The organism is Achromobacter agilis, assembly GCF_900496965.1.
Classification (GTDB): Bacteria; Pseudomonadota; Gammaproteobacteria; order Burkholderiales; family Burkholderiaceae_B; genus Achromobacter; species Achromobacter agilis.
The window spans coordinates 72,830-94,240 of sequence record NZ_UFQB01000007.1; the positions used below are offsets into that span (position 1 = coordinate 72,830).

19 protein-coding genes are annotated in these 21,411 nt (G+C 68.7%); 8 read left to right on the plus strand and 11 right to left on the minus strand.

Annotation, left to right across the window (positions count from 1 at the left end):
• Positions 1-17 precede the first annotated feature (17 nt).
• From AGI3411_RS10715 to AGI3411_RS10750, 8 genes are all read right to left on the minus strand, one after another.
• Complete coding sequence (locus AGI3411_RS10715) at positions 18-815, minus strand: enoyl-CoA hydratase (RefSeq protein WP_129527352.1); 798 nt, start codon at positions 813-815, stop codon at positions 18-20.
• A 9-nt stretch (positions 816-824) separates the two neighbouring features.
• Positions 825-2,702, minus strand: a complete 1,878-nt coding sequence (locus AGI3411_RS10720; protein ID WP_129527353.1) for an acyl-CoA synthetase — start codon at positions 2,700-2,702, stop codon at positions 825-827.
• A gap of 29 nt (positions 2,703-2,731) precedes the next feature.
• The gene (locus AGI3411_RS10725) at positions 2,732-4,519 is read right to left on the minus strand and encodes an acyl-CoA dehydrogenase family protein (RefSeq protein ID WP_129527354.1); all 1,788 of its coding nucleotides are present in this window, start codon (positions 4,517-4,519) and stop codon (positions 2,732-2,734) included.
• 129 nt (positions 4,520-4,648) lie between these two features.
• Entirely contained in the window at positions 4,649-5,644 is a 996-nt protein-coding gene (locus tag AGI3411_RS10730) for a Dyp-type peroxidase (protein WP_129527355.1), read from the minus strand.
• 109 nt (positions 5,645-5,753) lie between these two features.
• Positions 5,754-6,542, minus strand: a complete 789-nt coding sequence (locus AGI3411_RS10735) for an alpha/beta fold hydrolase (RefSeq protein ID WP_129527356.1) — start codon at positions 6,540-6,542, stop codon at positions 5,754-5,756.
• A 73-nt stretch (positions 6,543-6,615) separates the two neighbouring features.
• Positions 6,616-6,921 (minus strand): DUF1634 domain-containing protein, encoded by a 306-nt coding sequence (locus AGI3411_RS10740; RefSeq protein WP_129527357.1) that lies wholly within the window; start codon positions 6,919-6,921, stop codon positions 6,616-6,618.
• Positions 6,918-7,778, minus strand: coding sequence for a sulfite exporter TauE/SafE family protein (locus AGI3411_RS10745; RefSeq protein WP_129527358.1), 861 nt, complete (start codon positions 7,776-7,778; stop codon positions 6,918-6,920). The genes AGI3411_RS10740 and AGI3411_RS10745 overlap by 4 nt, the downstream gene beginning before the upstream one ends.
• Positions 7,778-8,518, minus strand: coding sequence for a GntR family transcriptional regulator (locus AGI3411_RS10750; RefSeq protein WP_129527359.1), 741 nt, complete (start codon positions 8,516-8,518; stop codon positions 7,778-7,780). The genes AGI3411_RS10745 and AGI3411_RS10750 overlap by 1 nt, the downstream gene beginning before the upstream one ends.
• A gap of 135 nt (positions 8,519-8,653) precedes the next feature.
• On the opposite strand from AGI3411_RS10750, the gene AGI3411_RS10755 reads away from it, so the two are divergent.
• Positions 8,654-9,163, plus strand: a complete 510-nt coding sequence (locus AGI3411_RS10755; protein ID WP_129527360.1) for a DUF1993 domain-containing protein — start codon at positions 8,654-8,656, stop codon at positions 9,161-9,163.
• 37 nt (positions 9,164-9,200) lie between these two features.
• Here AGI3411_RS10755 and AGI3411_RS10760 read toward each other — a convergent pair whose 3' ends face one another.
• Positions 9,201-9,965 (minus strand): class II aldolase/adducin family protein, encoded by a 765-nt coding sequence (locus AGI3411_RS10760; protein WP_129527361.1) that lies wholly within the window; start codon positions 9,963-9,965, stop codon positions 9,201-9,203.
• A gap of 208 nt (positions 9,966-10,173) precedes the next feature.
• On the opposite strand from AGI3411_RS10760, the gene AGI3411_RS10765 reads away from it, so the two are divergent.
• From AGI3411_RS10765 to AGI3411_RS10795, 7 genes are read left to right on the plus strand one after another with little or no spacing between them, the layout of a single operon-like run.
• The gene (locus AGI3411_RS10765; RefSeq protein ID WP_244240315.1) at positions 10,174-11,697 is read left to right on the plus strand and encodes a class I adenylate-forming enzyme family protein; all 1,524 of its coding nucleotides are present in this window, start codon (positions 10,174-10,176) and stop codon (positions 11,695-11,697) included.
• A 45-nt stretch (positions 11,698-11,742) separates the two neighbouring features.
• Entirely contained in the window at positions 11,743-12,729 is a 987-nt protein-coding gene (locus AGI3411_RS10770) for a Bug family tripartite tricarboxylate transporter substrate binding protein (protein WP_129527363.1), read from the plus strand.
• 13 nt (positions 12,730-12,742) lie between these two features.
• On the plus strand, positions 12,743-13,606 hold the full coding sequence (locus tag AGI3411_RS10775) for an IclR family transcriptional regulator (RefSeq protein ID WP_129527364.1): 864 nt from the start codon (positions 12,743-12,745) through the stop codon (positions 13,604-13,606).
• Positions 13,607-13,631: 25 nt separating this feature from the next.
• Positions 13,632-14,816, plus strand: a complete 1,185-nt coding sequence (locus tag AGI3411_RS10780; RefSeq protein WP_129527365.1) for an acyl-CoA dehydrogenase family protein — start codon at positions 13,632-13,634, stop codon at positions 14,814-14,816.
• Between the two features lie 13 nt (positions 14,817-14,829).
• Positions 14,830-15,963 carry an acyl-CoA dehydrogenase family protein gene (locus AGI3411_RS10785; protein WP_129527366.1) on the plus strand — a complete coding sequence of 378 codons (1,134 nt, stop codon included), beginning with the start codon at positions 14,830-14,832 and terminating at the stop codon, positions 15,961-15,963.
• Between the two features lie 28 nt (positions 15,964-15,991).
• On the plus strand, positions 15,992-18,100 hold the full coding sequence (locus tag AGI3411_RS10790; RefSeq protein WP_129527367.1) for a 3-hydroxyacyl-CoA dehydrogenase NAD-binding domain-containing protein: 2,109 nt from the start codon (positions 15,992-15,994) through the stop codon (positions 18,098-18,100).
• Positions 18,101-18,114: 14 nt separating this feature from the next.
• Positions 18,115-19,296 carry an acetyl-CoA C-acyltransferase gene (locus AGI3411_RS10795; protein ID WP_129527368.1) on the plus strand — a complete coding sequence of 394 codons (1,182 nt, stop codon included), beginning with the start codon at positions 18,115-18,117 and terminating at the stop codon, positions 19,294-19,296.
• 56 nt (positions 19,297-19,352) lie between these two features.
• Here AGI3411_RS10795 and AGI3411_RS10800 read toward each other — a convergent pair whose 3' ends face one another.
• Both AGI3411_RS10800 and AGI3411_RS10805 read right to left on the minus strand, forming a co-directional pair.
• On the minus strand, positions 19,353-20,348 hold the full coding sequence (locus tag AGI3411_RS10800; protein ID WP_129527369.1) for a Bug family tripartite tricarboxylate transporter substrate binding protein: 996 nt from the start codon (positions 20,346-20,348) through the stop codon (positions 19,353-19,355).
• A 113-nt stretch (positions 20,349-20,461) separates the two neighbouring features.
• Positions 20,462-21,373 carry a LysR family transcriptional regulator gene (locus tag AGI3411_RS10805; RefSeq protein ID WP_129527370.1) on the minus strand — a complete coding sequence of 304 codons (912 nt, stop codon included), beginning with the start codon at positions 21,371-21,373 and terminating at the stop codon, positions 20,462-20,464.
• Between the last annotated feature and the right edge of the window lie 38 nt (positions 21,374-21,411).

Genomic DNA, 21,411 nt, shown 5'->3' on the forward strand with positions numbered 1-21,411 from the left:
TTGTGCTCGCGAAGGGTTCAGGACAGGCCCTTGGCCCGCTTGATGGTCGAATCCAGCCCGCGCTTCAGATGCTCCTGGAACTCCTCCGTCACGTGGGAAAGCTGGTGCAGGTCGAAATGGGCGTGGATGGCCGCCCGGAATCCCTGCGCGTCCCAGGTCCGGTTCAAGGACCGTTTGGTGAAGCGCAAACCGTAAGGCGGCGCGGCGGCGATGGTGTTGGCCAGGTCCAGCGTGGCCTGCTCCAGTTCCGCGACGGGAACCACGCGGTTGATCATGCCGATCTGCAGGGCTTCGGCCGCCGGCAGGCGCGCGCCCGTGAAGATCAGTTCCTTGGCCTTGCGCATGCCCATCACCCAGGGATGGATCAGCACTTCCAGGCTGGCCGTGCCCATCGAGTGGGCCACCGGATCCGAGAAGAAGGCGTTGTCGGCGCAGACGATGAGGTCGCACATATTGGCGACCATGTAGCCGCCGGCGATGCAGGCGCCCTGCACCTGCGCGATGGTCGGCTTCTTCAGGTCGTGCAGGCGCAGGCAGTATTCGAGGAAGTGTTCCTCTTCGTAGTTCCACCGTTGCTCCACGGTGGGATTGGGGCGCTCCACCCGCGCCGACTTCAGGTCGTGGCCGGCCGAGAAATGGTCGCCCACGGCGCCGATGATCACCACCCGGACCGCGTCGTCGGCCTCGGCCTCGCGCAGGGCGCCGTCCAGTTCGCGCAGCAGGCTGCGGTCCTGGGCGTTGCGCACCTCCGGACGATTCAGGTAGATGCGGCAGACCGGGCCGAGGCGCTCGACGCGGATGAGTTCATAAGACATGACGATCTCCTACACAGAGGCCGGGTCGGCCGTTACGATCAGATAGGCGGTGGTGAAGCTGGCCAGCGCATCGCGCACGCGCTGCGCATCGGGCTGCGCGCCGTCCAGGCGGATGCGCACGGGCTCGCCGGGCTCCAGCGTCAGCGTGTAGCCCGATTCGATGCCGGCGGCGCGCAAGGCCTTGTCGAAACCGCGCAGCGTGGCGTCTTCGCGCAGGCGGTTCTTGAGGATCTTGCCGACCGGCGACTTGGGCAGGCCGGCCATGAGGTAGCAGTCCTTGGGCACGGCCGCGCGTTCCGAGATGGCGGGCCGCACCTCGTCCAGCAGCCGGGCCGCGTCGATGTCGGCCCCGGCCACCAGCTGCACGTAGGCCACGGGCACTTCGCCCGCATAGCTGTCGGGGCGCGCCACCACGGCGGCTTCCAGCACTTGGGGATGGCGGTAGAAGGCTTCCTCCACCGCCTTGGGATCGATGTTGTGCCCGCTGCGGATGATCAGGTCCTTCGTCCGTCCGGTGATCCAGAGGTAGCCGTCCTCGTCGATCCGGGCGAGGTCGCCCGTATCCAGCCATCCCGGCTCCAGGAAGCCCTCCTGCCCGCCAGCCGCGTAGCTGCTGAACACCGTGGGGCCGGACAGGGCCAGCACGCCGGACTCCCCGGGCGCGCAATCGCGCGCGCCGGCGCGGCGGTCCAGCGCCACCACGCGGGCGCGGTGGTAGGGGAACAGCAGGCCGACCGAACCGGTCTTCACCTCGCCGCCCTTGGGGTTCATCATGCAGACCGACGTGGTCTCGGTCAGCCCATAGCCTTCGCGCACCGCCAGGCCGGTCATCGCCAGGAAGCGGCGCGCAACGTTCTCCGACAGCGGCGCGGAACCGGACAGCACGCCCTTGACGCAGGAAATGTCATGGCCGCCGATCGGCATCTGCACCAGCTGGTTCATGATCGTGGGCACGATGGTCAGGTAGTTCACCCGGCAGGCCTCCACGACCTTCCAGATCTGCGGCAGCAGCTGCGGGTGCTTCCAGCCCACCGAGGTCGCCAGCACCAGGGTGCCGCCGCGCGCCAGCGTGGCCAGCGAGCCGGCGAAGGCGCCCACCACGTGGTAGAGCGGCGTCGCCGACAGGCGGCTTTCGCCTTCGACGATGCCGGCCACGGCCGCGCTCAGCCAGGCGCTGACCACCTCGTTCCAGTGGCTGTGCCGCACCAGCTTCGGCGCGCCCGTCGTGCCCCCGGTGGGGAACAGCGAGGCCAGGTCGCCGGGCCGGAAATCGCGTTCGAAGTCCAGCGCGTCGCCGCGATAGCCGTCGATGACGGCGTCGTAATCCAGGAAGCGCGCGCCGGCCGGCGCCGCACCTCCTCGGTCGCCCCCCAGCCTCACGATGGTCTGGAGTTGCGGACAGAGCTCGGCCACGCGCAGGACCTTGTCCCAGATCTCGATCTCCGGATCCCCGCCATAGGCCATGAGCATGCGGGCGCCGGCGGCGCGCACGATGGCCGCGATGGCCTCGGCTTCCAGCATCCAGTTGATCGGATTGACCACGGCCGCCGCCTGGCCGCCCCACAGCGCGTATTGCGCCTGGGGCGTATTGGGCAGCAGCAGGCTGACCACGTCGTCCGCGCCCAGGCCTTCGCCGCGCACCAGGTTGGCCGTCTGATGGATGCGCTCCAGCAGGCGGCCGAAACTGACGTCCTCCGGCGCGTCGCGGCAGGACGGATCGCGCAGATAGCGGATCGCCGTGGCCTGCGGCGCCTGGCGGCAGCTGCGCGCCAGGAACGCGTAGGTGCTGTCGGGCAGGCCGCGCGCCGCAAGCGGCGTCGCTTCGAAGGCGCGGATGCGTTCGGCCGTGGACAGGTCGGCGCGAACCCAGTATTGAGGTGTCTCCATATCTTCTTCTTACGCGGTGCGCGCCGGCCTCACACGGCGAGCGCGCACGGATTGGTGTAGCGCTCGGCCGGCACGAACAGCCGCCGCAGGCGCATCTCGGTTTCGGGAAACAGATGTTCGAAGTAAAAGCGCGCCGTGGCCAGCTTTTCGGCGCGCAGGGGATCGCCCTCGGGCAGCCGGGTCCAGGCGGCCTGGGCGGCGCGGCTCCAGAAGTAGCCGTAGACCAGGTGGCCGACGATGCGCAGGAAATCGGTGGACGACGCGCCGACCTGCGCCGGGTCGCCGGCGGCCAGCGCCGCCAGGCGCGGCACCGCCTCCTCGATGCGGCCGGCCAGCTCGCGCAGGGGCGCGCCGAACTCCGCGCCGGCCCCGGACGCTTCGACCGCATCGGCCTGCGCCCGCGCCAGCGCCAGCAGTTGCCCCAGCCTGCCGCCTTCGTCCGCCAACACCTTGCGGGCCAGCAGATCGTGCGCCTGCACCCCGTTGGTGCCCTCGTAGATAGGCAGGATGCGCACGTCGCGCAGCGTCTGCTCGATGCCGGACTCGACGATGTAGCCGCTGCCGCCATGAACCTGCATCGCCAGGTTCACCGACTCGACGGCATTGTCGGACACGAAGGCCTTGGCCACCGGCGTCAGCAGGCTCAGCAGCCCGCCCGCGCGGTCGCGCTCGGCCGGGTCCGCCGCATGCTGCTCGGCGTCGATCTGCAAGGCCAGCCAGTACAGGAACATGCGCGCGCCCTGCGCCCAGGCCTGCTGCGTGAGCAACATACGCCGCACGTCCGGCTGCAGCAGGATGGGATCGGCCCGCGTGACCGCCCGCTCCTGCCCCGGCGCGCGCGATTGCAGGCGCTCGGCGGCGTAGGCCAGCGATTTCTGCAAGGCGGTCTCGGTCAGCCCCAGGGCCTGCGCGCCCGTGCCCAGCCGCGCGGAATTCATCATGACGAACATCGCGGTCAGGCCCTTGTTGGCCTCGCCCACTAGGTAGCCCCGGGCCTGCTCGAAGCGCAGCACGCAGGTTGCGTTGGCGTGCAGCCCCAGCTTGTGCTCGATGGCATCGCAGTAGACGCCGTTGCGCTCGCCCGGCCGGCCGTCGGCGTCGGGCAGGAACTTGGGCACCAGGAACAGCGAGATGCCGCGCGTGCCGGCCGGCGCGTCCGGCAGGCGCGCCAGCACCATGTGCACGATGTTGGGCGCCAGGTCGTGCTCGCCCGAGGAAATGAAGATCTTGCCGCCGCTGATACGGTAGGCGCCGTCGCCGTCGGGGACGGCCTTGGTGCGCAACAGGCCCAGATCGGTGCCCGCCTGCGCCTCGGTCAGGCACATCGTGCCCGTCCACTCGCCGCTGGCCAGCTTGGGGCCGTACACGGCCTGGAGTTCGGGGGTGGCGTTGGCGCGGATGCAGCGATAGGCGCCTTCGGACAGCCGCGGGTAGAGCGCGAACGAGATATTCGATCCGCCCAGCATCTCGCCCACGATGGCCGAGGCCACGGTGGGCAGCGCCTGGCCGCCGTGCTCCTCGCTGGCGCACAGGCCCGACCAGCCGCCCTCGGTGTAGGCCCGGTAGGCCTGGCCGAAGCCCGCCGGCGTGCGCACCTCGTGGCCTTCCAGGCGGCAGCCCTCGCGGTCGCCGCTGGCGTTCAGCGGCGCCAGCACGCCGTGGCACAGGCGGTCCGCGCCTTCCAGGATCTGGTCCAGGGTCTCGCGGTCCATGGGCGCGCCGCCGGCGCGCCGGCCCAGTTCCGTTTCGACATCGAGGACCTCGTAAAGCGCAAACTGCATGTCGCGCTGAGGCGCCGTGTAAAGCCCGTCTTTCATATCGTCCTGCCGCTCCTGACTCGGTATGCGCCAGTGTGCAACGGACGTCCGGCCGGCGTAATGTCAGCGTTGGCCGATATGGTTGTCAGCGAATTCCGATAGCGCCGGCATCGGCGACGCGCTATGCCCCTATGCCGCGGCCCCCGCCGCCGACGGCGCGACGGCGGCTTCGCTCGCGGCCGGCTCCCGCGAGGCGAGCGACTCCAGGAGGTCGGCCGAGGGCACGAAGAACAGGCAGCCCGTGACCGCGCGGCTGTAGTCCAGCAGGCGGTCGTAGTTGCCGGCGGGCCGGCCGACGAACATGTTTTCGAGCATCTGCTCGATGGGCGCGGGCGAACGCGCGTAGCCGATGAAGTAGGTGCCGAACTCCCCCGAGCCCGGCCGGCCGAAGGGCATGTTGTCGCGCACGATCTTTACTTCTTCGCCGTTTTCCTCGAGGGTGGTCAGGGAGCTGTGGGACCACGACGGCTTGACGTCATCGCCAAGCTCCACGTTGGACAGCTTGTGGCGGCCGATGATGCCTTCCTGGTTTTCCACGGTCAGCGCATTCCAGCCTGTCATGTCGTGCAGGTACTTCTGCACCAGCACGTAGCTGCCGCCCGCGAACTCGGCATCCTCGTCGCCGATCACGGTGAAGTCGGCCGCCTCGCGCCCTTCCGGATTCTCGGTCCCGTCGACGAAGCCGATGATGGCGCGCCGGTCGAAGTAGCGGAAACCGTGGATTTCATCCACGACCGTTACGGCGTCGCCCAATCCATTGCGCAGCAGCGTCGCGAGCTCGAAACAGAGATCCATCGAATCGGCGCGGATATGCAGCAGGATGTCGCCCGGCGTAGCCACGGCCACGCGCTCGCCCGATCCGAACTCGCGGAAGGGATGCAGCGCCGCGGGGCGCGGCGCACCAAAGAGCGCGTCCCAGGCGCTGGAGCCGAACGCACAGACACAGGAGAGGTTCTGTTCGGGGGCACGCGTGCCTACCGAGCGCACCAGGTTCGCGACGTCCTCGCACCACCCGCGCACCGTCTCGGCAGCGCCTGCGACGGCGTTCAGGGTCGCGACCATGAAGATCGCATGGCGGGTGGTCGTGTTGTGCACGGCCTGGGAGAGAGGCGGAGTATCGGACATCGGATCTGAAACCTTGGAAACGGGCGCGGGGCGCGGAGAGACAAGCTAGGCCGATTCTAAGCGCGGATCACGGCAGTGTGAATGCCGGCGGGGTCGGCAAGCCCGCGTGTCAGTGCACCGCCTTCAGCCACTGGCCCACCAGGTCCAGGACGATGCGGCTCTGCTCGCGGTGCGGGACATGGCCGCAATTCTCCAGCAGCACGGGGCGGCCGCCCGTCAGGCGCGCGATGCGCTCGGGGTGCAGCGGCGACCCGTATTCGTCCACTTCGCCGTGCAGGGCCAGCACCGGGCAGCGCACCTGGCGCAGCGGCTCGTCGAGATTCCAGTCGGCGAAGCTGGGCGACAGCCACGTGTCGACCCAGGCGCCCAGCACCCAGGCGGCTTTCTCGCCGTGGTACTTCTTCAGCCGGTCCAGCTGGCCGGGTTCGTCGAAGTTCCGCTTGGCGGCGCTGATGCCTTCCAGTGTGCGGTCTTCGGCGAACGCCTGCGCCGATTCGGTGATCAGGGCCTGGCAATCCGATTCGTACACGCCCGCGCAGCAGATCGCCATGCCGCCGCCCACGCTGTGGCCGAAGGCGACGAACGGACCGATGCCCAGCGCTTCCCGCAGCTGGCGGAATCCGTCGCGCGCCTCGGCTTCGACGAAGCCGGTTTCGAAGGTAGCGGGGTTCGGGTCGGAGCGGCCGAAGCCCAGCCGGTCATAGGCGATCACGCTGCGCCCGGTTTCCCGCGCCAGGAGTTCCGGAAAGTCGCGCCACAGTTCCACGCAACCCAGCGAGTCGTGCAGCAGCACGATGGACGCGCCGGCCGCATCCGCGCCTGCGGGATCCCAGCGCCGCGCGAACAGGCGGCCCTGGCTGGTGGGTACGTAGACATCCTGGCTGGTAATGGAAAGCATGAACGAATCCTGGGATAAGAGGCGGCACGCCATCGCGGCGCACCCGGATTATAAAAAATCCGGCGGCGCCGGCTCATTGCGGGCCGGACAGGACGCCGGCCGCGATGATGAGCAGGACGAGCGCGGAAATCGCGGTGTAGGCGTAGTCGCGTTCGCGCAGGAAGAGGGCCAGCATCAGCGCCACCCGCGCGACCGGCAGCAGGATGAAGAGCGCCACGCCCGCCTGCACGAAGCGGTAGCCGGCCTGGCCGCCGGCCGGCGGCAGGAAGTCCAGCGCCATCCCGATGGCGATGCAGGCCGAGGCGGCCCAGGTGCCGTACCAGAGCAGCGCCGCGATGCCGCGGTCGCGCCTGGCCTGTTTTTCCGGTTGCGGGTTCATGCCGGCCCTCCGGGAATGGACACGCCCAGGGCGCTCAGGAGCATCTGCACGGCCAGCAGCGCCAGGACGATGACAAAGAAGAGGCGCAGCTTGTCCGCGGGCAGCCCCATCAGCAGGCGGGCGCCGAGCAGCGCCCCCGCGACCGAGCCCAGCGCGACCGGCCCGGCGATGCCGATATCGATGTCGCCCCGCACGAAGTAAGCGCCGGCGCTGGCCGCGGCGGTCACGCCGATCATGAAGTTCGACGTGGCCGAGGACACTTTGATCGGCAACCGCAAGGCCGCGTCCATCGCGGGAATCTTGAGCACGCCCGAACCGATGCCCAGCAGCGCCGAGATCAGGCCCGCGCCATACATCAGCGAAAGGCCCAGCGGCACGCGGCCGACCTGGTAGTGCACTTCCCTGCCCTGGGCCCGGTCGGGAAAGCTCGAATGCAGGCGCAGCGCCGTGGCCCAGCTGGCGGCGTCGGGCGCGCCGGTATCGGGCGCCTCGCGGCGGCGCGCCAGCATCTGCTGCGCGGACAGGGCCAGGATGGCGGCGAACAGGCCATAGAGGAATTCCGTGGAAACGATGCCGATGAGGAACACGCCGGTCAGCGCGCCGAGCGTGGTGGCCGTTTCGAGCACGATGGCGAGCCGGACGTTGGTCAGGCGGCCTTTGAGGAAGGGCGCCGCGCTGCCGCAAGAGCAGGCGATCACCGAAATGATGCTGGCGCCGATGGCGACGTGGATGTCGACACCGAACAACAACGTCAGGATGGGTACGATGAAAATGCCGCTGGCCATGCCCAGCACGCCGCCCAGCGCGCTGGCGCCGAACGCCGCGGCGAAAAGCCAGAAGATCCCGGACGCGTCCATCACGCTTTGCGCGCAAGCCGCGACAAGCGGGTGGAAAACCGGATCAGGTCGCCGCGGTAGTAGAGCTTTTCATAGTCGACGGGCCGCTGCCCTTCCGTGTAAGACGTGCGCTCGATCAGGAAGATCGGGCTGCCGGCCTCCACGCCCAGGGCCTGCGCCACATGCTCGTCCGCCGTCACGGCTTCGAGCTGGTACTGGGCTTCGATCAGCGGCAGCTCGTAGCGCAGTTCCAGCAGGTCGAAGATGGGCTCGGCCTCCAGGTCGTTGCTGGCGACCTTCTCGCCGATGTCCAGCGGCAGGTAGGTTTCATCGAACGACATGGCCGTGCCGTCCGCCAGGCGCACGCGCTCGATGCGGTAGACCATCGCGCCCCGCGCCACTTCCAGCTGGCGCGCCACGTCTTCCGTGGCGGGCACCGGCCGCTTGTCCAGCAGGCGCGCCGTGGCCTGGCGGCCGAGCGCGGTCATGTCTTCGACGAATCCGCTCAGCGACGTCAACGCCTGGGTCAGCTTGGGTTCCGTGACGAAGGTGCCCTTGCCGCGCCGGATTTCCACCAGGCCGCGCGCAACCAGGTTTTCCACCGCCTTGCGCACCGTGGTGCGGCTGACGGCGAAGCGCTCGATCAGCTGGCCTTCCGTGGGCAGGCGGCTGCCGGACGGCAGGATGCCGGCGGCGATTTCCGCGGCCAGCGCCGTTTCCACCTTGACGTAGAGCGGAGCATGTTCGACGTTTTTTTGCATGAGCCATCATAACATCATGATGTCATGATGACGCAACACCGGAGGGGCATTAGGGGTGCCGGAGCCGGCAACTGGTAGTCTTCGGGGGCCTGCCGGCGCTTCCCGCGCCGGCGCCCTTTTCAAGCGAGACACGAAATGAGCAGTTTCATGCACAGCGCCTCCGTTCCCGTCCTGACGCAAATGCTGTCGGCCTTGTCCGACGTGCTGAAGAAGGCGGAAACCCACGCCGCGGAAAAGAACATCGACCCGCAGGCGTATCTGGGCGCCCGCCTGTTCCCCGACATGTTCCCCCTGTCGCGCCAGGTGCAGATCGCGTCGGACTTCGCCAAGGGCATCGCCTCGCGCCTGGCCGGCGCGGAAGTCCCGTCGTGGCCGGACAGCGAGGCCAGCTTCGCCGGCCTGCAGGCCCTGATCGCCAAGACGCTGGAACACCTGGCCTCGTTCGGCCCCGAACAGTTCGAACAGAGCGAAGCCCTGGAAATCGTGCTGCGTCCCGGCACGCCCAAGGAAAAGAAGCTGAGCGGCAGCGCCTACCTGCTGCACTATGGCCTGCCGCAGTTCTTCTTCCACGTGACCACCGCCTACGACATCCTGCGCCACAACGGCCTGGAAATCGGCAAGCGCGATTACATGGGCAAGTACTGATTCGACGTCGCGGGCCCCGCGCGGGGCCCGCGACCGCCTACTCCGCGTAGCCGGGGTTGCGGCGGTCCAGCCGGCGCAGCAGCCCCGGCCAAGCCAGCATGGCCTTGTGCGCGCGGTCGGCCTGCGACTCGACCGTCGCGTTCTTCAGGATGTCGGGCGGGATGTAGGTCAGCTCCCCGCCGGCCTGGGCCCGCACCTGCACCATGCAGGCGGCCTCCAGGCGGTGCATGGCCTGGAACGCCTCGGCCATGCTCTGCCCCACCGTCAGCAGGCCATGATTACGCAGGATGAGGTAGCTGTTGCTGCCCAGGTCGCGCACCAGGCGCGGCTGCTCCTCGGGGTTGAGCGCCAGGCCTTCGTAATCGTGGTAGCCGAGAGAGCGCAGCACGATGAACGCGAACTGCGACAAGGGCAGCAGCCCCTCCTTCTGCGCCGATACCGCCACGCCATTGATTGAGTGCGTGTGCAGCACGCACATCGCATCCTTGCGGGCGGCGTGGATACAGCTGTGGATCGTGAAGCCCGCGGGATTGATGTCGTACTCGGATTCCATGACCTTGCGGCCGTCCAGGTCGATCTTGACCAGGCTGGACGCCGTGATCTCATCGAACATCATCCCGTAGGGGTTGATCAGGAAGTGTTCCGTCCCGGGTACCTTGGCCGTGATGTGCGTGAAGATCAGATCGTCCCAGCCGAACAGCGCCACCAGCCGGTACAACGCCGCCAGGTCCTTGCGGACCTGCCATTCCGTTGCACCGACGCGTTCGCGCACGCTGCCGCCCGTGTTGCCTACCGTATCCATACCGTCTCCTTGTTTGCGGAATCTGCCTGCGGCGATCGAACGCCGGGCCTTGCCGGGTACTTTATTCCCTTTGCCGGAAACCGGCGCGCCCGGCGTCCGCCGGCCGGCCGTTCCCGAGCGCCCCCGGGCGGAGAATTCACATATGTGATGGAAATGCCCCATCATCATTCCTATGATTCGACTCAATTGCAGCCCTCTTGCCGCTCCTATGTCCGTCGATCTTCCCGATACCGATTTCCGCATTCACCAACTGGTCGGCCGGCACCTGTCCCGCCAGGCCGATCATGTGGCTCTGATTTCCGATGAAGGCCGGTGGACCTACGCGCAACTCGATGCCGCCGTCCTCGCGCTGGCGGATGGCCTGGCGGCCCGCGGGCTGCGCGCCGGCGACCGCCTGTTGATCATCGGGGAAAGCGGCGGCGCCCAACTGGCCGCGGTGCTGGCATGCAGCCGGCTCGACGCCTGGGCGGTCGTCGTCAACGCCCGCATGACCGCAGTCGAGGTCGACGCCATCAAGGCGCACTGCGAGCCCCGGCTCCTGCTGGCCACCAGCGGCCTGTCGGCCGACGCCCGAGCCCACGGCTTGCGCCACGGCGCAAGCGAGTTCGACACCGCCGGGCTGGGCCTTTCGTGCACGGAAGCTGACCCCGCCGCGCGGGCCGAACCCGTGCAGGCGGACGCGCGCGACCAGGTCGCCGTCATGATCTACACCAGCGGCACCACCGGCACGCCCAAAGGCGTGATGCTTACGCACGCCAATCTGGGCCATTCCTCGGCGGTCGCGCGGCATGCCCGCGGGACCGGCCCGGCCGATCTCGTCTATTCGGCCCTGCCCATCTCCCATGTGTACGGCCTGAGCAGCGTGGCGCTTGCCGCGCTGGGCGCCGGCGCCACGCTGCAGCTGGCCAGCCGTTTCGACGTTTCGCACGCGATCGCCGCCCTGGCCCAGGGCGTGACGATGCTGCACGGCGTACCCGCTATGTACGTGCGCGTGCTGCAGGCCCATGAACAGGGAGCGGCCATCGCCGCGCCGCGGATCCGCCTGCTGCATTGCGGCGGCGCGCCGCTGGATCCATCCCTCAAGGCTCGCATCGAAGCCATATTCGGCGAACCGATCAACAACGGCTACGGGCTGACCGAAGCCTCGCCGACGATCAGCATGGTGCCCTACCGCCAACGGCGCGCGGACCTGAGCGTGGGCTACCTGATTCCGGGCATACAGGCGCGCATCGTCGACGAACATGCGCAGGCCGTCGCGCCGGGCGAAGTGGGCGAGCTGCAGGTGCGCGGCCCCAACGTCATGAAGGGCTATTACAAGGCGCCCGAGCAGACGGCCCAGGCCCTTGGCGACGACGGCTGGCTGCGCACCGGCGACCTGTTGCGCGCAGCCCCCGACGGCGCCCTGTTCGTCATGGGCCGCATCAAGGACCTCATCATCCGGTCCGGCTTCAACGTCTACCCCAGCGAAGTCGAGGCGGCGCTGAACGCGTACGCCGGGGTGCGCCAATCCTGCGTGGTCGGCGTCCCCAAAGAGGGCGATGAGCAGATCGTCGCGTTCATCGAGGCGGAGGAAGGGCGAAGCGTCCAGGTGGACGCCCTGCAGGCGTTCGCGCGCGAGCGGCTGGCGCCCTACAAGCGGCCCCAGAAGATCGTCCTGCTGGCCCGCCTGCCTGCCGCGGACAACGGAAAAATACTGCGCAAAGCCATGGTCGACCTGGCGCGCGGAAGCTGACGTCGACACACACCAACAGAAAATACCCAACAACAGGAGACAAACGTGAAACAGGCAGCCAGAAGGCATTTTCTTGCGGCGGCCGCCGCGCTGGTCGCGGCGTGCAGCCTGCCCGCGCAGGCGGCGGACGCCTGGCCCGCGCGGCCGATCCGCTTCATCGTGCCCAGCGCCGCCGGCGGCGGGGCCGACACGGTCGCCCGCCTGCTGGCCCAGCATATCGGCGGCGCCCTCAAGCAACCCATCGTGGTCGAAAACCGCGCGGGCGGCTCGGGCGTCATCGCGGGCAATGCGGTGCTCGGCGCGCCCGCCGACGGCTACACCTTCATGCTCGGATTCACCACCATGTCCCAGCTGCCCGCCACGTCCACGGTGAAGCTGCCCTACCGCGTCGACACCGACTTCATCCCGGTCTCGCTGGTCGCCAGGTCATCCAACGTGCTGGTGGTCAACCGCAGCAGCGTCGACGTGGACTCGGTCAAAGCCCTGGTGGATGCGCTGCGCGCCTCGCCCCAGAAGTACAGCTATGGTTCCTACGGCAACGGTTCGACGGGACATTTCCTGGGCGCGCAGTTCCTGCAGGAAACGAAGACCAACGCCCAGCACGTGCCATACAAGGGCGCCGCCCCCATGATGTCGGACCTGCTGGCCGGCGTGGTTTCCTTCGCGTTTCCCGACATCGGCTCGGCCCTGCCCCACCTGAACTCGGACCGCGTCCGCGTCCTGGCCGTGACCGGCGACAAACGCATGGCGACGCTGCCCCAGATCCCGACCATGGGAGAACTCGGCTATCAGGGTTTCAACCTGGGCGCCTGGTTCGGGCTGTTCGCCGCCAAGGGCACCCCCGACGCCATCGTCCAGGACATGGCGGCGCAAATCGCCGGGGCCGTCAAGGCGCCGGAGGTCCAGGCCAAGCTCGTCGGCATGAACCTGGATCCGGTGGGCAGCGATCCCAAAACCTTCGCCGCCTTCTTCCAGACCGACCTGCAGCGTTGGGCCGACCTGGCGAACAAGGCCAACATCCGCACCGACTGAGCGGCCATTCCCCATGTCCCGATCCTCCCGCCGGCTCGAACTTCCCGACGCGTCCGTCAAGGACAGCACGCGTGACCTGGGCCCGCGTTCGGTCAAATCGGCCCAGCGCGTGCTCGAACTGATCGAACTGCTCGAACAGCTGGGGTGCCCGGTCACGCTGGCGGAGATTGTGCGCGCCAGCGGCTATCCGCAGTCCAGCACCTGGATGCTGGTCCAGACGCTGATGCGCATGGGCTATCTGTGCCACAACCCCGACGATGGCACCTATATGCCCAGCCTGCGGCTCAACCTGCTGGGCGGCTGGGTGCACGACCTGGCCCTGCCCCGCAGCAACCTGCGCCTGGCCATGCGCGCGCTGAGCGAACGGCTGGGCCTGAGCATCATCCTCGGTCAGCGCAGCGGCCGCTACGTCCAGTACGCCCACGTGCTCTACGGCGCCAAGGACCGCAAGACGCAGGTTCCGATCGGCGCGGTGCGGCCGCTGATCGATACGGGCATGGGATACGCGCTGCTGGCGCAGCTGCCCGACGATGAGGTGTGCGCCATCGCCAGCGTCTGCCTGGCGCGGGCCGAGCACAAGTCGCCGGTTTCGTCCTTGCGGCAGGTGCTCGCCATCGTCGACAAGGCCCGCCAGGCAGGCTTCGTCTATTCGCACCGCCTGCAAAACGCGAACCGCGCCTCTTTTTCCTTCGCGCTGGTCAGCGACCCCGGCGCAGGAGCGCGCTCCGGCCTCCTGGCGCTGGCCATCGCCGGAAACCGGCAGGACGTCGCGGCGCGCCTGCGCGATATCCCGCGCACGGTCAATGACGTCGCCGCCGAGTTCCTGCCGGATGTGCCCATCCACATCAAGGCGTCCCCTTCCATCCCGCCGATCTGAAGGCAACCATAGAGCGATCATCACCATGGATATTGAAGTCACGCCCGAAGAGCAGGAATTCCGCCTGGAGGTCCGCCGCTACGCGCAGGCCCACCTGCCCGAGACTGTCCGCCGCAAGGTCCTGTATGGCGAGAAGCTCGAAAAGCAGGAGTACGTGGACTGGCAGAAGCACCTGCACCGCAAGGGCTGGATCGCGCCGGCCTGGCCCGCGCAATACGGCGGCACGGGCTGGAGCCTGAGCAAGCAGCGCGTATTCCTGCATGAACTGGCCCTGCAATGCGCGCCCGAGACCATACCGTTCGGCATATCCATGGTGGGTCCGGTGATCTACACCTTCGGTTCGGAAGCGCAGAAGGCCTTGTACCTGCCCGCCATCCTGAACTCCGACACCTGGTGGTGCCAGGGTTTCTCCGAACCGAACGCGGGCTCGGACCTCGCCTCGCTGCGCACCCGCGCCGTCGATTGCGGCGACCACTATCTGCTCAACGGCCAGAAAGCCTGGACGACCCATGGGCGCTTCGCCGACATGATGTTCTGCCTGGCGCGCACGGCGGACACGGGCAAACCGCAGCAAGGCATTTCCTTCCTGCTGCTCGACATGAAGACGCCCGGCGTCGAAGTCCGTCCGGTGCGCACCATCGACGAAGGCGCCAGCATCTGCGAAGTGTTCTTCAATGACGTCCGCGTGCCCAAGTCGGGGCTCGTCGGCAAGGAAGGCGAAGGCTGGACGTATGCCAAATTCCTGCTCGGCCACGAGCGCGCCATGATCGCCCGCGTGGGCCGCTCGCGCATGCAGCTGGCGCGCGCGCAGCGGCTGGCCTCGCATCCGCTGGCCGATGGCAGCCGCCCGATCGACAACCCGCTTTACCGCCAACGGCTGTGCGACATCGAGGCGCGGCTGCGCGCGCTCGAGCTGACCGAACTGCGCGCTCTGTCGGCCTACCGTCCGGGAGCCGGCTTCGATATCGCGGATTCCTCCATGCTGAAGATCGAGGGGTCGGAAATCTGCCAGGCGCTGACCGAGCTGCTGCTGGACCTGGCCGGCCGCTACGGCATGGTCTACACCGGCCGCTACACGCAGTCGCCGATCGGCGACACCACGGCGCACGGCCTGCTGGGCGACCACCTGTTCAACCGCGTGGCCACGATCTACGGCGGCAGTTCCGAGATCCAGAAGACCGTGATCGCGAAGAGCCGATTCCAGAAATAAGCAAGGACACGCCATGAACCTGAACCTCTCCGACGAACAAGAGATGATCCGCGCAAGCGTGTTCGATTACTTTTCGACCGCCTACGGATTCGATCGCCATCTCGAGCGGCTGGCCCAGCCCGCGGGCGCCGCCTCCGCTGCCTGGCGCGCCATGGGCGAGCTGGGCTGGCTGGGCCTGACGGTGCCGCCGGACGACGGCGGCCTGGGCCTGGGGCCGGAAGAAACGATGCTGCTGATGGAAGGCGCCGGCGCGGCGCTCTGCACCGAACCGCTCTTGCCCAGCGCCATCCTGGCGGCGCCGCTGCTGGCCGGCGCGGCGCCCGGCTCCGCGGCGGCACAGGCGCTGCAGGCCGCGCTTTCGGGCCAGGCCTCCCTGGCGCTCGCCTGGACCGAAAGCGACCGCGGCTTCGCGCCGCTGCAGACCGATACCCGCGCCGGCCGCGAAGGCCAAACCTGGCGCCTGTCCGGCCGCAAGGTGCTCGTCGATAACGGCGCGCAAGCCGACTGGCTCGTGGTCTCGGCGCGCAGCGACGACGGCCTGACGCTGCTGCTGGTGGACGGGGCCGCCGAAGGGCTGGTCCGCAGCGGCGCCCCGCTGGCCGACGGCACACGTAGCGCCGATATTGCTTTCCAGGACACGCCCGCCACCGCCTGCCTCGCGAGCGGCCCCGCGGCCGAAGCCCTATTGCTGCGAGCCGTCTACCGTGGGCTGGCCGCCACCTGCGCCGCCGCCCTGGGCGCCATGGAACGCGCGCTGGAGATCTGCCGCGACTACCTGCATGAGCGCAGTCAGTTCGGCAAGCCCCTGGCGGCGCTGCAAGTGCTGCAGCACCGCTATGTGAACATGCTGATCGCCGCCGAGCGCGCCCGCTCCATGACGCTGCTGGCCGCCCTGCGCGCCGACCAGGCGGCCGCGGGCGACGCCGAGGCGCGCCGCGACCTCAGCCTGGCCAAGCTCACGGTAGGCAGAAGCGCGCGCCACGTCGGCGGGCAGGCCATCCAGCTGCACGGCGGCATGGGCATGGCCTACGAATATCCCATCGGCCACTATTACCGCAAGCTGCTGTGCTGCGACGCCGCCTTCGGCTCGCAGGACGACCATCTCGCGCTGCTGGCCGAAGGCCTTGCCGCGTCCTCCCCCGCCTGAAACCGTTATCCCCGATCCCTGTCCCGCCATGCCTACGCCAGAACAGCCCCGCATCCTCGCCACGCAACAGGACGGCGTCCTGCTGCTCGGTTTGAACCACCCGCCGCTCAATACGCTGGACCACGCGCTGCGGCAACAGCTGTACGCCGCGCTGCAAACCGCCGCCCTCGACCCGTCGGTGCAGGCCATCGTGCTGCACGGCGCGGGCGGCAACTTCAGCGCCGGCGCCGACATCCGGGAGTTCGGCCAGCCCCGGCAACCGCCCTGGGCCGGCGACGTCGCCCTGCTCATCGAGGCCAGCGCCAAACCCGTGGTCGCCGCCTTGCAGGGCGTGGCCCTGGGCGGCGGCCTGGAACTGGCGCTGGCGGCGCATGCCCGTATCGGCACTGCCGGCGCCAGACTGGGCCTGCCCGAGGTCAAGCTCGGGCTGCTGCCCGGCGGCGGCGGCACCCAACGGCTGCCCCGCCTCATCGGCGCCACGGCGGCCCTGCCGCTGATCCTCGAGGGCCGCGATGTCAGCGGCGATGCCGCGCTGGCGCTGGGGCTGCTGGACGCGGTCTGCGATGAAGCGACCTTGCTGGACGCGGCCGTGCGCAAGGCCCGGGCGCTGGGCGACGACGCGGCTGTCTCGCGCCCCAGGGCGGACGGCGAGGCCGGCAGGCAGGCCGGGCTGGCGGCCATTGCGGTGCAGCGCGAACGCCTCGCCGCCAAACCCCATTCCCTGCCTGCGCAGCGCCTGTTGCTGGACTGCATTCAGGCGGCGCTGGAACAGCCCTTGGAAGCCGGTCTGCAATTCGAGCGCCAGGCCTTTCTGCAATGCGTGGCCAGTCCCGAACACCGCGGCCTGGCGCATGCCTTCTTCGCCGAAAAGCAGGCGGGCAAATCGCCCGCCGGCCAGGCGCGGCCCCGCGCCGTCCAGCAAGCCGGCGTTGTGGGCGGCGGCACCATGGGCGCCGGCATCGCCGTGGCCATGCTCAATGCCGGCCTGGACGTAGTGCTGATCGAGCGCGACGCGGCCTCGCTGCAGGCCGGCCTGGACCGGATCAATAGTGTCTACCAACGGCAGGTGGATTCCGGAAAGCTCGATGCGGCCGCGCGCGCGCAACGCCTGTCGCGGCTGAGCGCGGCGACCGACTACGCTGCGCTGTCCGCGGCCGACCTGGTGGTCGAGGCGGTGTTCGAGGACATGGACGTCAAAGCGCAAGTTTTCGCCGAACTGGACCGGGTCTGCCGGCCCGGCGCCATCCTGGCCACCAATACTTCCTACCTGGACATCAATCGGATCGCGCGAGGCATCTCGCGCCCGCAGGACGTCATCGGGCTGCACTTCTTCTCGCCCGCCAACGTCATGAAACTGCTGGAGATCGTCGTGCCGGAGCAGGTCGCCGACGACGTCGTGGCGACCAGCTTCGCGCTTGCGCGGCGGCTGCGTAAGGTGCCGGTGCGCGCCGGCGTGTGCGACGGATTCATCGGCAACCGCATTCTCTACGTCTACCGCGAAGCCGCCAATTTCATGATGGAGGACGGCGCCTCTCCGTACCAGATCGACCAGGCGCTTGAAAGCTTCGGCTATGCCATGGGCCCCTTCCGCACAGCGGATTTGACCGGCGGCGACATCGGCTGGGCCACGCGCAAGCGCAAGGCCGCCACGCGCCCGCCCGAAGCCCGCTACGTGCGCGTGGCCGACCGGCTGTGCGAGCGCGGCTGGTTCGGCCAGAAGACGGGCCGGGGCTACTACCTCTACCCCGAACGCGGCCAACGCGGCCGCCAGGACCCCGAGGTGCTGGCAGTGATCGAGGCGGAACGCGCCGAACGCGGCATCGAGGCCCGCCCGTTCAAGGACGAGGAAATCGTGCGCCGCTACATGGCTGCCCTGGTCAACGAGGCCGCCAAGGTGCTCGAAGATGGCATCGCGTTGCGGCCGGCGGATATCGACACCGCGCTGGTCAACGGCTACGGCTTCCCGCGCTGGCGCGGCGGCCCCATGAAATACGCCGACGACGTTGGCCTGCCGGCCATTCTGGCCGACCTTGAATCCTACGCCCGGGAAGACGCCGGATTCTGGGCGCCGTCGGAATTGCTGCGGCGCCTGGTGCGCGAAGGCTCGACCTTCGGCAAGCTGAACCAACAACACTGAGGAACCTCCCCATCATGCGAGAAGCCGTCATCGTCTCCACCGCGCGCACCCCGCTCACCAAGGCCAAGCGCGGCGAGTTCAACATCACTCAGGGGCCCACTCTGGCCGCCCATGCGATCCAGGCCGCGGTCGAGCGCGCCGGCGTGGACCCGGACAGCATCGAGGACGTGGTCCTGGGCTGCGGCTATCCGGAAGGCACCACCGGCCGCAACGTGGCCCGGCAGGCGGCGTTGCGCGCCGGGCTGCCGCAAAGCGTCGCGGGCGCCACGGTCAACCGCTTTTGCGCCTCTGGCCTGCAGGCCGTGGCCGACGCCGCCGCCCGCGTGGCCATGGGGCATTCCGGCCCCGTCATCGCTGGCGGCGTGGAAAGCTGCTCGCTGCTGCGCACGCGCGATGATGGCGTAAGCGGCATCGACGACTGGCTCCAGGCGCAGGTCCCCCAGCTCTACCTGCCCATGATCGCCACCGCGGACATCGTCGCGCAGCGCTACGGCATCAGCCGCGAAGACCAGGACGCCTTCGCCCTGCGCAGCCAGCAGCTGACGGCCGCGGCCCAGCGCGAGGGCCGCTTCGACGACGAGATCATCGCCGTGCGCGCCACCATGGAAATCGCCGACAAGGCGACCGGCGCCACGCGCCGGGAAGAAGTCACGGTCAGCGCCGACAACTGCAACCGCCCCTCGACGACTGCCGACGGCCTGGCAGGCCTGGCGCCGGTCATGGGTCCGGACCGGTTCGTCACCGCGGGCAATGCCTCGCAGCTGGCCGATGGCGCCGCGGCCTGCGTGCTGATGGACGCCCGCGACGCCGAGCGCGCCAACCTTGAACCGCTGGGCGCGTTCCGCGGCATGGCCGTGGCGGGCTGCGCGCCGGACGAAATGGGCATCGGCCCGGTCTACGCCGTGCCTCGCCTGCTGGAACGCCATGGCCTCAAGGTTGAAGACATCGGCCTGTGGGAACTCAACGAAGCCTTCGCATCGCAGGCGCTCTACTGCCAGCGCCGTCTCGGCATTCCGATGGAGCGGCTCAATGTGAATGGCGGCTCGATTTCCCTGGGCCATCCCTTCGGCGTGACCGGCGCGCGCCTGACAGGGCACGTCCTGCTCGAAGGCCGGCGCCGCGGCGCCAGGTTCGCCGTCGTCACCATGTGCGTCGGCGGCGGCATGGGCGCGGCGGGGCTGTTCGAGATTTTCTGACCGGCCAAGAACAAGGGGCGGCCTGGAGCCGCCCCTTGTTTTATGCAAACCGCCGGTTATTGCGGTTCGATCTTTGCGTCGATCGCGCGTTGCGTCCAGACTTTGCGCTGCGCTTGCGCGAACGCCTGATGCTCGGCGACGGTATTGGGCGACACCTGCATGCCCAGGGATTCGAAGCGCTGGAGAACGTCGGGTTCGCGCAGGATGGCGGCGACTTCCTGGTTCAGCTTCTGCACAATGGCGTCGGGCGTCTTGGCCGGCGCGGCGACCCCGACCCAGACGACCAGGTCGAAGTTCTTGTAGCCCAGCTCGGCCAGCGTCGGAACGTTCGGGAATTCCTTGGCGCGCTCATGGCCCGTGTAGGCCAGCCCGCGCAGCTTTCCCGCCTGCATGAAGGACGTGACGACGGACAGGTCGGCGAACAGGTAGTCGACGTGGCCGCCCAGCAGATCTGTCACGGCGGGCGGCTGGCTCTTGTACGGCACGCCGTTGGCGGCCGCGCCGGCCACGGTGTTGAACGTGGCGCCGGCGATCTGGCTGGTGGGCGAGCCGTATGCGTAGTTCAAGGGCTTGGCCTGCGTGGCCTTGACCAGTTCCTGCAGCGACTTGTACGGCGCGTCGTCGCGCACCACCAGCATCATCGGGATGGTGGCGATCCGGATCACATGTATGAAATCGCCGGTCGGATCGAAAGGCAATTTGCGGAACAGCGCCGGGGTCGCCGAGTGCGTCGAACTGCTGGTGAGGATCAGCGTGTAGCCGTCGGGCTGGGAGCGGGCCGTGAACGACGAGCCGATGGTGCCGGACGCGCCGGGCTTGTTCTCGATCACGACCGGCACGTTCAGGCGCGGGCCGAGCTTTTCGGCGATGATGCGCGCGCTGGTGTCGGTGGCGCTGCCGGGCGAGAACGGCACGACGATGGTGATGGGCTTGTCGGGATAGGCCGCTTGCGCCTGCGCGGCGCCAACGGGCAAGGCGCCCGCAAGCGCGGTCAGGGCGGCAAAGCTGCCAGCGGCCAGAAGGCGGCGCCGCGCGCCGGACGATTGAGTCATGCTTGTCTCCTGTCGGGGCCGCGAGTCGGCCTCTTCAACTCAGGCCGTATGATGCTTGCGCACCGCTTATCCCAACAAGGGACTAATTTTCATAGACTTATTCCAAACCAGGATTAATTCTCTTCCGCTTGCCGCGAACGCAGATAATCCTCGGTGGCCTGGAGGAAGGCCGACGCCGCCAGCGACAGGCGCGCGTTGCGCCGCTGGATCAGCCAGAGCTCGTGTCCGTGCCTGCGCGCGCCGTCGATCGCCAGGATGCGCAAGCCGAGCTGCCGCGCCAGGTCGCAGGCGTAGCCGGGCACGACGGTAATGCCCAGCCCGGCGCCCACGAGCTTCAACGCCGACGTCAGCATGCCCGCCTCGATGCGGTAGCGGAATTCCAGGTTCAGGTCGGCCGCCACGCGGTCCAGGCTGCGCCGCACGCTATACACGTTGCGCAGCATGATGTGATCGTGGGCCGCGACGTCCGCCCACGATACCGAGCGCTTGCGGGTCAGCGCGTGCCGCGGCGCGCACACGGCGTACATGGTGTCGCGGTAGATCACGCGCGTGGCGAGTTCGTCCGACGGGGTCTCGACCGAGACGATGCCGAAGTCCGCGCGCCCGTTGCGCACGTGCTCGAAGGTATCGTCGGTCGACAATTCGAAGAGATCCAGCTTCACGCTGGGATGCGCGCGGTGGTAGTCCGCGACCACATCGCCCAACAGGCCGACCATCATGAGCGGCGAGGTCGCCACGCCCACGGTGCCGCGCTCCAGGGTGCGCAGCCCCGACATGCTGCGTTCGGCGGCCCGCACGGTGCCGAGGATTTCCTGCGCGTAGGCGTAGAAGTCGGCCGCCCCGTCGCAGGGCGTGACGCTGCGCGTGGAGCGTTCGAACAGCGGCTGGCCGACCTCGGCCTCCAATTCGGCGCAAAGCTTGCTGACGGCGGATTGGGTCACGAAGGCCGCGCGGGCGGCCGCCGTGAAACTGCGCAGTTCGTAGAGTGCGCAGAAAACGCGCAATTGCTTGAGAGTGATGTTCATGGTCGAAGTCGCCGCCTGGCGCTCCCCGGCCATGCCAG

Bases quoted from the DNA above. Each gene is read 5' to 3' on its own strand.
- AGI3411_RS10780 (WP_129527365.1), top strand. From the start codon at position 13,632: ATGGATATTGAAGTCACGCCCGAAGAGCAGGAATTCCGCCTGGAGGTC.
- AGI3411_RS10750 (WP_129527359.1), bottom strand. From the start codon at position 8,518: ATGCAAAAAAACGTCGAACATGCTCCGCTCTACGTCAAGGTGGAAACG.
- AGI3411_RS10765 (WP_244240315.1), top strand. From the start codon at position 10,174: ATGTCCGTCGATCTTCCCGATACCGATTTCCGCATTCACCAACTGGTC.
- AGI3411_RS10800 (WP_129527369.1), bottom strand. From the start codon at position 20,348: ATGACTCAATCGTCCGGCGCGCGGCGCCGCCTTCTGGCCGCTGGCAGC.
- AGI3411_RS10735 (WP_129527356.1), bottom strand. From the start codon at position 6,542: ATGCTTTCCATTACCAGCCAGGATGTCTACGTACCCACCAGCCAGGGC.
- AGI3411_RS10790 (WP_129527367.1), top strand. From the start codon at position 15,992: ATGCCTACGCCAGAACAGCCCCGCATCCTCGCCACGCAACAGGACGGC.
- AGI3411_RS10795 (WP_129527368.1), top strand. From the start codon at position 18,115: ATGCGAGAAGCCGTCATCGTCTCCACCGCGCGCACCCCGCTCACCAAG.
- AGI3411_RS10755 (WP_129527360.1), top strand. From the start codon at position 8,654: ATGAGCAGTTTCATGCACAGCGCCTCCGTTCCCGTCCTGACGCAAATG.
- AGI3411_RS10785 (WP_129527366.1), top strand. From the start codon at position 14,830: ATGAACCTGAACCTCTCCGACGAACAAGAGATGATCCGCGCAAGCGTG.
- AGI3411_RS10805 (WP_129527370.1), bottom strand. From the start codon at position 21,373: ATGAACATCACTCTCAAGCAATTGCGCGTTTTCTGCGCACTCTACGAA.
- AGI3411_RS10715 (WP_129527352.1), bottom strand. From the start codon at position 815: ATGTCTTATGAACTCATCCGCGTCGAGCGCCTCGGCCCGGTCTGCCGC.
- AGI3411_RS10720 (WP_129527353.1), bottom strand. From the start codon at position 2,702: ATGGAGACACCTCAATACTGGGTTCGCGCCGACCTGTCCACGGCCGAA.
- AGI3411_RS10775 (WP_129527364.1), top strand. From the start codon at position 12,743: ATGTCCCGATCCTCCCGCCGGCTCGAACTTCCCGACGCGTCCGTCAAG.
- AGI3411_RS10745 (WP_129527358.1), bottom strand. From the start codon at position 7,778: ATGGACGCGTCCGGGATCTTCTGGCTTTTCGCCGCGGCGTTCGGCGCC.
- AGI3411_RS10740 (WP_129527357.1), bottom strand. From the start codon at position 6,921: ATGAACCCGCAACCGGAAAAACAGGCCAGGCGCGACCGCGGCATCGCG.
- AGI3411_RS10760 (WP_129527361.1), bottom strand. From the start codon at position 9,965: ATGGATACGGTAGGCAACACGGGCGGCAGCGTGCGCGAACGCGTCGGT.
- AGI3411_RS10730 (WP_129527355.1), bottom strand. From the start codon at position 5,644: ATGTCCGATACTCCGCCTCTCTCCCAGGCCGTGCACAACACGACCACC.
- AGI3411_RS10725 (WP_129527354.1), bottom strand. From the start codon at position 4,519: ATGAAAGACGGGCTTTACACGGCGCCTCAGCGCGACATGCAGTTTGCG.